The sequence below is a fragment of the Acinetobacter sp. YH12249 genome (assembly GCF_013417475.1).
GTDB lineage: Bacteria > Pseudomonadota > Gammaproteobacteria > Pseudomonadales > Moraxellaceae > Acinetobacter.
Genome location: NZ_VPDX01000015.1, coordinates 65,255 through 77,838 on the forward strand (window position 1 = coordinate 65,255; position 12,584 = coordinate 77,838).

The 12,584-nt window shown below is 40.7% G+C and carries 8 protein-coding genes and 1 tRNA gene; all 9 read right to left on the reverse strand.

What is annotated here, in order from left to right; translation table 11 throughout:
* Positions 1 to 17 precede the first annotated feature (17 nt).
* Positions 18 to 761: an LPS export ABC transporter ATP-binding protein gene (gene lptB / locus FTV25_RS09850; protein WP_004786227.1), complete on the reverse strand. Its 744-nt coding sequence runs from the start codon at positions 759 to 761 to the stop codon at positions 18 to 20.
* Positions 761 to 1,327 carry a lipopolysaccharide transport periplasmic protein LptA gene (gene lptA, locus FTV25_RS09855; RefSeq protein ID WP_180003161.1) on the reverse strand — a complete coding sequence of 189 codons (567 nt, stop codon included), beginning with the start codon at positions 1,325 to 1,327 and terminating at the stop codon, positions 761 to 763. The genes lptB and lptA overlap by 1 nt, the downstream gene beginning before the upstream one ends.
* Positions 1,311 to 1,859: an LPS export ABC transporter periplasmic protein LptC gene (lptC, locus tag FTV25_RS09860; protein ID WP_180003163.1), complete on the reverse strand. Its 549-nt coding sequence runs from the start codon at positions 1,857 to 1,859 to the stop codon at positions 1,311 to 1,313. Before lptC ends, lptA begins: the two co-directional genes overlap by 17 nt.
* Before the next feature lie 33 nt (positions 1,860 to 1,892).
* Positions 1,893 to 2,432: an HAD family hydrolase gene (locus tag FTV25_RS09865; RefSeq protein WP_180003165.1), complete on the reverse strand. Its 540-nt coding sequence runs from the start codon at positions 2,430 to 2,432 to the stop codon at positions 1,893 to 1,895.
* 3 nt (positions 2,433 to 2,435) lie between these two features.
* A complete protein-coding gene (locus tag FTV25_RS09870; RefSeq protein ID WP_180003167.1) occupies positions 2,436 to 3,413 on the reverse strand; it encodes a KpsF/GutQ family sugar-phosphate isomerase in 978 nt (325 codons plus the stop codon).
* Positions 3,414 to 3,686: 273 nt separating this feature from the next.
* A tRNA-Gly gene (locus FTV25_RS09875) sits at positions 3,687 to 3,762 on the reverse strand.
* A gap of 65 nt (positions 3,763 to 3,827) precedes the next feature.
* A complete protein-coding gene (gene cysS, locus FTV25_RS09880; RefSeq protein WP_180003169.1) occupies positions 3,828 to 5,249 on the reverse strand; it encodes a cysteine--tRNA ligase in 1,422 nt (473 codons plus the stop codon).
* Between the two features lie 146 nt (positions 5,250 to 5,395).
* Entirely contained in the window at positions 5,396 to 5,809 is a 414-nt protein-coding gene (locus FTV25_RS09885; RefSeq protein ID WP_180003171.1) for a hypothetical protein, read from the reverse strand.
* 67 nt (positions 5,810 to 5,876) lie between these two features.
* Positions 5,877 to 12,584, reverse strand: a 6,708-nt coding sequence (locus FTV25_RS09890; protein ID WP_180009797.1) for a BapA/Bap/LapF family large adhesin, incomplete at its 5' end; no start/stop codon positions are given.

Sequence of the window (12,584 nt, forward strand, 5' to 3'; positions counted from 1 at the left end):
CTGATAATGAAAATTTTCTATACAGTAAAGTCATCACCCAGATAAACTTTACGTACCGTTTCATTGGCCAGAATTTCTTGTGCCGTGCCTTCAGCAATGACTGAACCTTCGCTGACAATATAGGCATGTTCACAGATGGCCAAAGTTTCACGAACGTTATGATCGGTAATCAATACCCCAATTCCACGATCTTTCAGCGTCGTAATAATATCTTTAATATCACCCACTGAAATCGGGTCAACCCCGGCAAAAGGTTCATCCAATAACATGAATTTAGGGTCAGCCGCCAAAGCACGGGCAATTTCAGCACGACGACGTTCACCACCCGAAACACTCATACCCAATGAATCTTTAATATGGGTAATTTTAAAGTCTGCCAGTAATTCGGCTAAACGTTGCTGACGCTGAGCTTTGCTTAAATCCTTACGGGTTTCCAGAATCGCCATAATATTTTCAGAAATGGTTAGTTTTCTAAAAATAGAAGCTTCCTGAGGTAAATAGCCAATACCTTTACGCGCACGTTCATGCATCGCCAAGTCAGACAAATCGAGATCATCCAGATGGATTTCACCCTTGTCCATACGCACCAGACCCACCACCATATAGAAACTGGTAGTTTTACCTGCACCATTAGGCCCTAAAAGCCCAACAATCTGCCCACTTTCCATACTGAAGGAAACGTCCTTGACTACCCAGCGTTTACTATAATTTTTCGCCAGATGCTTAATGGTTAAAGTTTGAACCTGATGCGTCTGTGCCATTAATCACGTGCTCCCGGGAAGGATTTCGAAGATGAAGGCGGAATCACGATTTGTACACGACCTGCTGCTGAACCGGTTTTATTTGGTGTACCTGTTGCTTCAATATCGCCTTTATTCATGCTGTATTTCAGCGTATTACCACGGATACTAGCGCCATCTTGCTGCAAGTAGGCATTTCCAGACAGGGTAATAATACCGGTTTCCGCATTATAGACAATTTTCTGTGCCTGACCTTTGGCCAAACCTTTGGCAGGATCCACTTTCTGCTGAAATTGAGCCGGGCTACCTGTTGCCGTAATCAGACTGATCTGTTTTTTACTATTCAGATTCGCCACAATCGAATTGGCCTGCAATTTCATGGTGCCCTGTTCAATAATGACATTACCTGAATAAGTCGTGACTCCGGTACGCTCATTAAAAGTCGCACGGTCAGCTAATAAGGTAATCGGCTGGTTACGGTCAGATGGCAATGCAAACGCAGTGGCTGAACCCAATGCAACCAGACTTAATAACGCAGCGCGCTTAAGGAAAGTGTTCATCATTTTAGCTCTAGGAATTTGGTTCATACTTTCCTCGAATATTAAAGAATTCGTATTGACCATCATTAAGATTGGCTTTTAGGCCCTGACTGATAAACTCAGCCTGTGGAGATTCAACAATGACGGTTTTGTCGGTTTCAATTTCACGTGTTTTCGGAAAAGCGGTCAGCTCCTCGGTACGAAACTGCATTTTTCCATTTTGCATGATCTTGGTCGCGAGCACTTCTTGTGAAAGTACAACTTTTGTATTGTCATCATAACCATTGCCCTGTTTGGCAAAGAAAGTCGCATCAACCTGACCATTTTTATAGGTCGTGGCCCGCAGATTTTTCAGACTTGAGGTCTCTAACTGCAGGTTTTGTTCCAGTTGATCGACCTGGGCACGAACAGACAACATGCCTTTTTCGTCAGTTTGGGTTAAGTTAATATTTTTAGCAGAATAGGTCATACTGCGCGCAGAATCAGTCTGCAGCTTGTTACCTTTGCCGCTGTAATAGTAATAACCACCACTTATTGCGGCAATGATAATAGCCGTAAGATATAAAACTCGAGTATCCATAAGCGGTGTACTTAATCCTAGATGTATGACTTATTAATAAGGCGCATGAGTATATTTTTCAAGTAACTCTTGGTACTTACCTTTGGACATCAGTAACATGTCACAAATCTCGCGTACCGCACCACGACCACCATAGGCCTGCGTTACCAGATCAGCACGACGACGTACTTCAACATGCCCGTTTGGAACAGTCACTTTCATGCCTGCAATCGCGAAGGCAGACAGATCAGGCCAGTCATCACCCATGTATAAACAGTCTTCAGGGTCGATATTGAGCTGAGTACAAGCTTCACGTAAAGCAGTTCCTTTATCTTCGCGGCCCTGATAAACCAGATCTACACCCAAATCCGACATACGTTTCTGTACGATATTGCTTTGACGTCCAGTGATAATGATCACTTTGATTCCGGCTTGCTGTACCAGCTTCATGCCCAGACCGTCACGGATATCAAAGGATTTGATCTCATCGCCCGTATTGGTCAGTGTGACAAAACCATCACTTAAAATACCATCTACATCAAGCACCAGTGCCTCAATATGACGTGCCTGCTCTAATAATACATAAGATGCCATTTATTAATTTACCCCAGCCTGAATCAGGTCATGCATACTAATTACACCAATGACTTTATTGGCATCATCAACCACTACAAATTGATTAATTTTACGTTCGTTCATTTTTTCCAGTGCAACGACAGCACGTGCTTCCTGAGAAATCGTCAGCGGATTTTTGGTCATTACTTCCTGAATCGGTATATTGACATCAAAACCTTGCTGTTTGTCGATCAGGCGGCGCAAGTCACCATCAGTGAAAATACCCAGTAATAGGTCATTTTGATCCACAATTGTGGTTAAACCTAGGCGTTTATTTGAAATCTCGTATAAAACTTGATTCATCGGTGTATCTGGTGACACTTTTGGTAGCTCGGAACCTGTATGCATGAGATGTTTTACATGCAGCAATAAACGTTTACCCAAGGCACCCGCTGGATGTGACAATGCAAAATCGTCAGCAGTAAAACCACGTGCATCTAAAAGAGCGACAGCCAGTGCATCACCCAGCGCTAAAGTTGCTGTTGTACTCGAAGTCGGTGCCAAACCAAGCGGGCAGGCTTCCTGAAGATGACCCAAAGTTAAAGCCACATCAGCATTTTGTGGCATTGGGCCTTTGGCATCACCACTAATGGTAATTAAAGGAATTTCCAGACGCTTGATCAGAGGCATCAGCATCATGATTTCATCGCTTTTGCCTGAGTTTGAAATGGCAATCAGTACATCACCCGGTACCAACATGCCAAGATCACCATGCCCTGCCTCGCCTGGGTGCATGAAGAATGAAGGCGTACCCGTAGACGCAAAAGTTGCCGCCATCTTACGGCCAATATGCCCGGATTTCCCCATCCCGGTAATCACCAGACGACCTTTGCACTGCAGGATAATTTCACATGCCTGACTAAAACGCTCATCGATCTGCGTGGCTAAAATCTGTAATGCTTGTTCTTCGATACGCAAGGTTTCAAGTGCAACTTTCTGGAAGTCTATTTGATTTGGCATATTTGGTGGGTTCAAAGTAGGTTTACCTTAACTCTATACAGAGTTGACTCAGTCTAGCAAAAAATAATTTTCGCAATTTTATCATATCTATGCAAATGTCAGGTTTCAAAATGTAGAGCTTTTCATAAAACTTAAACAGAATGTTCTGAAATTTACCTGACCGAAAGCTCTTCATTATTCAAAATTTCATTATGTAAATCAGTTCTGATTGTCCTTTTTATTTTGCGTAGGCAATAAAAAACCCTAATCTTTCGATCAGGGTTTTTTGAATTTTGGAGCGGGAAACGAGACTCGAACTCGCGACCCCAACCTTGGCAAGGTTGTGCTCTACCAACTGAGCTATTCCCGCAATATGGGAGTGAATTATAGAGAGTTTCTGCTAACTGTCAACTCTCTATCGATTCAACTGTCGAATTAATCAGCACGACGCCATACAGTTCCTTGACGGGTATCTTCCAGCACCACCCCTTGGTCTAATAAAGACTGGCGGATTTCATCGGCACGAGCAAAGTTTTTCTCTTTTTTGGCATCTTTACGTTGCTGGATCAGGTCTTCAATCTGCGCTTCAGACAAGCCTAAAGCTTCCTGACCAATATCAGACTTCAAGAATTCATCGACATTGTGCTGCACCAGACCCAGAATATTGGTGAGATGACGCAAAGTAGAATAATAAACAGCGGCCTGTTCCTGATTCTGATCTTTTACCGCACGGTTTAGCTCTTTATTCAGTTCAAACAATACAGCAATGGCTTCTGGGGTATTAAAGTCATCACACATGGCTGCATTGAAACGCTCAACAAAACTTTGATCGAGTGTTTCAACCACTTGCTCGCCATATACCGCTTGATAAGCTTTAAAGGAATGATAGAAACGCATCAGCGTATTTTTCGCTTCTTTTAATGCTACATCAGAATAGTTCACTGGGCTGCGATAGTGTGAAGACACGATAAAGTAACGCACTACTTCTGGATGGAATTTTTCAATCACATCGCGAATAGTGAAGAAGTTGCCGAGTGACTTCGACATTTTTTCACCATCGACATTAATGAAGCCGGCATGCATCCAGTAGTTTACATACTGTTCACCTGTCGCTGCTTCAGATTGTGCAATCTCGTTTTCATGATGTGGAAAGCTTAGGTCAGCACCACCGCCATGAATATCAAAGTGATTGCCCAGGCAGCAGGTTGACATCGCAGAACATTCAATATGCCAGCCTGGACGACCATTGCCCCAAGGAGATGGCCAAGAAGGTTCATTTTCTTTGGCGTGTTTCCAAAGTACAAAGTCAAAAGGATGTTTTTTCTCAACTTCCACATCTACACGTTCAGAAGCGCCTGCCTGCATATCTTCCAGTTTACGACCTGAGAGACGGCCGTATTTGGCGAATTTTTCAACCTCGAAGTAAACATCACCATTATTTGCCGGATATGCAGTCCCTTTTTCCACCAACGTCCCAATCATGTTTTGCATTTGCTTGATGTAATCAGTGGCTTTTGGTGCTTCATCCGGTGCAAGACAGCCTAACTTGGCGAAGTCTTCATTCATGGCATCAATAAAACGGCTGGTCAGTGATGAAATGCTTTCCCCATTTTCATTAGCACGTTTAATAATCTTGTCGTCAATGTCAGTGATATTACGGACATATTTTACTTTCCAGCCCTGACTGCGCAGAAAACGGATAATATAGTCAAATGCAACCACGGTACGTGCATGTCCGATATGACAGTAGTCATAGACCGTCATCCCACAGACATACAGATCAATCTGACCTTCTTTACGAGGCACAAATTCTACTTTTTTACGTTGCTCTGAGTTATATAGAACAAATGGTTGCATAGGTCTTCTAGAATGCTTTTACAAATGATGGCTCATCTTAACCTAAGCATTATTTTTCATAAAGTTTTAAGAAAAGTTTTCAAGGCTTTTTCTGCGGTTATTTCTATATTGTTAAAAAGACCAGCTATTGCTGGTCTTTTTAGATATCAGGATTTAGCTTCGGTTTTGCACTGTATTAACATCTGTTTGGTTTTTGGACCTAATGGATTAATCAAACTAGTATTTAAAACACGTGCATAGTTTTGATGATCTTTCTGGTAGAAATCTACCGTAGTCCCCTGGTATTCGGCGGTAGTTATATATTGATAATCGTCAAAAGTTTTTTCAGACTTAGGCTCAATTGACTTTAATAAAGCACGCTTTTGCTTAGCAGAAATCAAGCGCAAAATGCTTTTTTCACCAATAACATAAGATAAGCCATGAGCTTTTTGCTTTGAACAATCTAAAGCATATCGGCCTTGAAGTTCACCTAGTTTTACCGAATCCCCTACAGCCGTATTTGCATGTATAAATGCACTGATTGAAGTCAGGAGTGCAATGCTCACGAATAATTTTTTCATAGTTTGCTCAATATTTAAAAATGGCGAAGCATAGGGTGAAAACAAATGCTCCCACCCTACTTACGAATTAATAGATGATTTGATTGTTTTTCAACAAATCAGTAAGTGTCGTCTCAACATTATTCAATGTCAGCAATTCTGTCATTGCATATTGATTACCTGAGATCGCTTTTCCGCTGTCATCAACAACTGTCTCGCCATCTCGGTCAATACTAATAATCGTATGACCATCTTTGACTTCAACAGATACAAATTTCGCTAGGTCAATACTACCGCTTTCAGATTTTTGATCTGCTAACAATGCAGAAATATCAATCTTATCCGCATTTGCGTTATAGGCTGGGTTATCTACTTCTACTTTATCTGACTGTTCTAGCTTCTGACGTGTATCACCGACTTTAAAGTCATTCCAAACATCATGACCATTACCACCCAACTTGTCGTGTTGGTTCAGCAAGTCAAAGATCACAGTATCACTACCGCCTCCCATCGTATAAACATCATTCGCTGAATCGCTATAGATATATTCATCGATATCTGAACCTTTGACGATCTTAGCAACATCAATTTCAATCGTTGATTTATCTGTTTCACCTGTTGGAGAAATCAATTCATAAGTCATGATCTCACGACCGCCACCTTGACCATTTGGTGTGTAGGTATAAGCACCTGATTTATCAATAACGAATGTACCGTATAGACCTTCAACCGTAATCGTTTGAGCACCCACAACAGGATCCAAAGAAAGGACTTTGTTACCGACTTTCAGAATCGTCTGGTCTTTTAAGCCTTCACTAAAGATATCGTTATCAAGCAAATTACCTTTGACAACATTAGCTTCATGAGCATAGTTGTAATCAGGATCTGCCATCCAACGGTCTTGGTAGTCTTGAGTACCTTTGATTTCATATTGGTAATCAATACGTGAACCTACGACTCCTTGTACTTTCATTTCTAAGATGTAATAACCAGATTTTAGATCTGTTGCTGTAAACTCTAAAGAAGTTCCCCCCTTCTCAGTTGATACATCTGTACGTACAACTTCTCTGACTTGATTACCTTGTTCATCAGTAGTAAGAAGTATCAAATCATAAGAAATTTTTACATCATAAGATGGCCATGAAACTTGTGCTTTCGCATCAAATTTAAAATAGAGGCTATTCGTTGAATATTGCGAATGTGGTGCAATCGTAAACTCAATCGCTGTTTCTTTTACTTCATTCTTAGCAGGTGCGTATAAATCATCTTTATACACAACTTTTTGATCTACAAAATCATCATGACGAAGAACCATACCCGCTTGTGTCGATGAAAGTTGACCATTGATATCCAGAACATCACGTTGAGCATCAACACTACCAATTTTTACGTTAATTGCAGAAACAGACGTTTCTCCAGTCAATGTATCCTTATAGACAAATGTAAAGGTATCAATTGCCCCATAGTTTGGCTTCTGTGAAGTTGTATCAGCCGTGTATGTATATGAACCATCTTTTGCCACAGTCAATGTACCAAACTCACCTTTGACTTCTAAACTTTCACCAGTGAATTTTTGACCATTAACCTGAATCATTTCAGTCTGATCTGTTTCCAATTCAACCAAGCGACCTTTAGCTATTGCTTCATATTCGATAGGCTGATTATAGTCACTCACAACTGCGCTATCTAATTTTAGGGTTGAGCCACCTAAAACTTTCACACCACGATCCGTGAGGAATGCCTTATATTGTCCTTCAGTTAAGGCCAGTGTAAGCGGATCATTTTGGATTCCACCTAAAGGAATGCCAAGTAAAGATAATGGTACAGTCAGGAATGTATCCTGGAAGTGGTAAAGCTCCCACTGATTTGTCTTCTCATTCAACTTATAAATTGCAAAGTCTGAGATTGCTGCAACCCCTACTGCAGAGGTGCCTGTTGCAGAGAACACGGTTTCAATCACTTTACCTGCACCAACATTTAAGTTAATCGCATTGCTTGAACCGATGACATTCACATCCAACACATTCCCTAAACCGATCCCTGCAACACCAAAAGACGTTGCTGATGGCTTGGCATCACCTAATAATTCTTGCTTTGCAAGATATTGCGGATCTGTTGTTTTATAAGTTTTCGAGAAGTCAATTGTTAATTCAGAAGCCTCAATGTTCATATGAGCAATCACAGTATCAACATCTAACTCTACATCGTGTAGATTCAACGTGATATCCAGATTTGCCTGACTCATTTGACCTGAAATTGGATCATAGATGATATATTCGAAACGATCGATCTCACCATAGTTAAAGTTCTTCGTTTCAAATGCAGTATAAGTATACTCACCATTGGTAAATAAAGTTAATGTGCCATATTTACCTACAATTTGAGTACCAACAGAGTTTTGATCATCATGAATCATGACTGACTCTGAATTTTCAAGTGTCATACTCTTTGCAGAAATCACATATGTCACTTCTGGATTGAGGAGTAAATCCGCTTTGTTATCTTTGTTAACATCACTAATCACATTACCTGTTGCTTGACCAGCAACTGAAATTGGTTTCACGTAATCCAGTAACAAATCTCTTGTGGTTTCTAAAGTATAACCAAACAATGCATTGATACCACGTGATGGCTCTAGTAATACAATATATTGCCCTGCATCCAATTTCTTGGTGAGTTCTTCAGATACACCACCTAACAGTGCTGCACCAAACCAACCTTCAACCTGATCATCGAGTTTGTATTGCTTGGTAATTTCATCGTATTTATAAATAAATAGATCAAAATCAGCGAGTACTTGTACACCACCTGTTTCAGCTTTAAATGTGATTAACCGCTCTGTATTTTCTGCAACATTAATCTCAAAACGGTTTGCAGGATTGATTGCGCCTAAGTCAAGCACACTTCCTAAACCAACATAAGCCACATTGAATGTTGATTTAGAAACTAGAGGTTGACTTTCTACACTTGGATCAACTGCAAGTGTTAAATGATTCACATCATCATAAGCTCTAATCTCTGTATCAGCACCGCCATTAATGTCAATCGTCAATGTATTTTGATGCGTTAATTTTCCATTCGTCGCAGTATAGGTAAATACATCAGTTTTACCAATTAAGTTGCCTTGAGCATCTTTCGCATGAGCTGATGGATTTAATTTGTACGTATACGAACCATCTTGTGCAATCGTCAAAATACCATGTTGACCCACTAACTGAACGGATTCAGCCTTATCTTCAGAGATAAATTGATAGACTTGACCAAGTTGATTAGAGACATCCACAATTGAAAGCTCATCGAGAACTTTATTAAAGTCATTCTCTAAAACGTTACCTGTACGCTCAGAATCTTCGTAAAAATACGAATTAAACTCGACACTTAGCTTAGATTCATTCAACAAGGTTAACGTGTTGCTGACAAGCTGGGCAACAACCTTATCAACAATTGAGTCAACCAATCCAACCACATCTTTAATTAACGGTAGATTAAGAAGCTCATTTAACAAACGTGAAACTGGTAAAGTCAGTACATCAACACCATTGAGCACACCTTGCAGAATTTCGATCAAGCCTTCAGTTGATGGACTATTTGCACCCAAAGCATCAGACACTAACTTCAATACGACTTGCTGATTATCCTTGCCAAGTAGACCACCATCACCCAGTGCACCTAAACGAAGATCTTCAATTGCTTCAGTTAATGCACTATCAGACTTATAAGGAACAACGCGATAATCGCCTTCAGTTAATCCACTGAAAGTAACCTCATAGTTATCATTCTTCACTGCACCTAATGCATATTGCGTACCTAATGAAGCAACAACCCCATTACCAGTCAATGGAGCAGACATAACCGCTTCCCATTTCTGAGACGCTTCACTCCACTTTTGCAATTGAATACCATAACCTTTCGCAACAGTGAGTAAGCCGACATTGGTAAATTCCGCACGAATTTCGCCAATTGCAGCACTTTTCACTTTAATTACTTCGCCTGCTGTGGCATCTGCTGCATCGAAAGTCATCATACGCTGTTCAGATGGTTCAGATGGTTCAGATGGTTCAGATGGTTCAGATGGTTCAGATGGTTCAGATGGTTCAGATGGTTCAGATGGTTCAGATGGTTCAGATGGTTCAGATGGTTGGACTACACCAATTGAGCCTTCAACAGCAGCTTTATCTTCTCCCTCTAAACTGATACCGCCACCAATGTTTCCTAATAAACCAGCAAATGTGAAGTTTGTTGCATCGCCTTCAGATGTATATTCACCTACACCCGTATTTAGCTCAACTTCGTCTGGTTCAGTTAGACCTAGCTCAATATTAAAGTCTTTAGAAGCCGTTAAATCTAAAGTATTTCCTTCAGTATCTTTAAGACCTGCGACAGCATTGATGCTTGCGACTCCATCAACAAGGCTAACCTTGCTTATATCAAGGTCAAGCGACCAATTCAGATTACCTTCCTCATCTTTTGTCCAAAGGAAACCGTCTTTTAATTGATCCTGTTCAAATGCTGTTAAATCAATCTGACGTTCAATCACGTTGCCATTGACTAAAATTGAAACAGTGAGATCAGTAACATTCACATCGCTAGGCAATGCAGCAATTTGACCTTTGATAGTCATATAACCATCTTCAACTTCAGATGCATCAACCTTAAAGTCAGTCCCTTCAACTTCTGTAATTACATGCAATCCATCAAGATCAGATGCCGGATCTAATACTTGGATATCAAGTGTGAAACCTTCTGTAACTGGAAGTTTTAAAGTATTACCTGCATCATCTACAATAACAGCAATGGCTTGAACTGAAGGTTGATCACCATGTTCGAGTTTTAGACCGGTTGTTGAAACATCAGCTGTCCATTTACCATCTTTATCAGCCACGACGGTTACTTGCTGTGTCACACCTTTATTGGTAATGCTCACCACAACTTCTTTTAATGCATCACCAGCAGCAGTTGCGATACCAGATACATCGCCTTGAATTGTGATCTTGCCATCTTTTTGCTGGCTTTCATTCACAACAATCGTTTGTTTTTGATCTTGGATAAATAATGCTTCACCCTCAATCTCAGTAATACGAATCACTGCGTCTTGTGATGCAGTCTGAGTATCAACAGTAAACTTAAGTTCAGGCGATGAACCTTGTGTTACACCATTACTGTTAGAAACAGTATAGCTCACGACATATTCTGCATCATTCAATGGTTGTGTTGGTGTATAACTCCAAGTACCGTCACGACCAACAATAATTGGTTGATCTGTAACAACAACTTCACCATTTATCGTCAGGGTAATGATCTCACCTTCTACACGACCAGAACCTTTGATTTCTGGTTGGTTATCGTTAGTTTTACCATTTGATTTGATTGGACCAACAATTGATTCAACGTTATCCCACGCTTCTGGTGCTGTCATCGGTTCACTTGGCGCTAATGTCCCTACAATAATTGAACTAGAAACAGAATCGACATTGCCCCATTCATCTGTTGCAGTCACTTGAACAGGATTCAATCCTTCACGTACAGGCATATAGACATTTAGTGTTTTTGCCTGTACTTCGGCAGCCGTTAATACATAACGATCACCATTTACAGACACAATATCGCCAACTTTTGCATCTACACCTAAAGCTACTTTCAGAGAGGTATAATATTTGCCGCCCATTTCAGCCGCGTTTAGAGAACCATCTTCATTAATATCATTTAAGAATGTTAATGACTCAACAATATTGCGTACTTCACCATGAATCACGATAATTTCAGAGGTAGTATCTAAAATATCTATGCCAGACTTGATTACAACAGCTAATTCATTTTCCTGCCCTAAAGCCACAGGCACTTGAACAAATTCAATATAACCTAGTTCAAGATCATTAATATCCACAGATTTTTCAATGCCATTAATAATGACAATATCATCCTTACGAACATCTGCACCTAATTCAACCCGTACAGTAATCGAATTATTCTCTTCCAGCTCATTTGCATCAATTTCCTGATCAGCATTGAAGTCATTAACAACAACTACATCACCCAAATAATCTGGGGCAAATACTTCAAAAAAGTTGAATTCAACATCAGTTTGCTTATCTGAATTTTGAGCATCAACTTTAATAAAGTTAAAGCCTTCTAATACTGCAATATCATTAATCGTGATAGCTTGATTGCTTATATTGTTATCGCTAAGCGTATATTCTTTACCGTTGACAATGAGCTTATCACCAGCTTTTGCATCTTTGCCCAGATCAATTTTAATGCTGGTTTTAGAACCTTCAGTCAGTTCCCGGGCGCTGAGTTTGCCATCACCATTTTTATCATTAATTAAACTGATGCCATTGATGATATCGGCTATCGCTGATGCTGCAACACCTGTGTCGTCAGTACCGATCCACCAATGACCATTGTCACCGATGTGTGGGCTTAGACCATCCTCTCCTTCAGCTTTTACGCCGGTGTCGTCAGTGCCGATCCACCAGTTGCCATTGCTGCCTACATACGGTGTGTCACCGTCTTTGCCTTTCAGCGATTCAAGCCATGCGACCAGGTCGCCTTCAAAGCCTTCTTTTACTGCAAGGTCGTAAGCTGAAAGGCCTGTGTCACCAGTTGCGCCAGTGTCACCTTTATCGCCTTTGGCACCTACAAGTGACAGCAACCATTCAGATTCAGTACCTTCAAAGCCGCCAAATTCAACAGCAATTTCATAAGCTGATTTACCACTTGCACCCGTTGCACCTACCAGCGAAGCAACCCATTCAGCTTGTGTACCTGTAAAACCGTTCTCTACAGCGACTTGGTA

Excerpts from the sequence above, each read along its gene's own strand:
- lptB (WP_004786227.1), bottom strand. The coding sequence starts at position 761 with ATGGCACAGACGCATCAGGTTCAAACTTTAACCATTAAGCATCTGGCG.
- lptA (WP_180003161.1), bottom strand. The coding sequence starts at position 1,327 with ATGAACCAAATTCCTAGAGCTAAAATGATGAACACTTTCCTTAAGCGC.
- lptC (WP_180003163.1), bottom strand. The coding sequence starts at position 1,859 with ATGGATACTCGAGTTTTATATCTTACGGCTATTATCATTGCCGCAATA.
- FTV25_RS09865 (WP_180003165.1), bottom strand. The coding sequence starts at position 2,432 with ATGGCATCTTATGTATTATTAGAGCAGGCACGTCATATTGAGGCACTG.
- FTV25_RS09870 (WP_180003167.1), bottom strand. The coding sequence starts at position 3,413 with ATGCCAAATCAAATAGACTTCCAGAAAGTTGCACTTGAAACCTTGCGT.
- cysS (WP_180003169.1), bottom strand. The coding sequence starts at position 5,249 with ATGCAACCATTTGTTCTATATAACTCAGAGCAACGTAAAAAAGTAGAA.
- FTV25_RS09885 (WP_180003171.1), bottom strand. The coding sequence starts at position 5,809 with ATGAAAAAATTATTCGTGAGCATTGCACTCCTGACTTCAATCAGTGCA.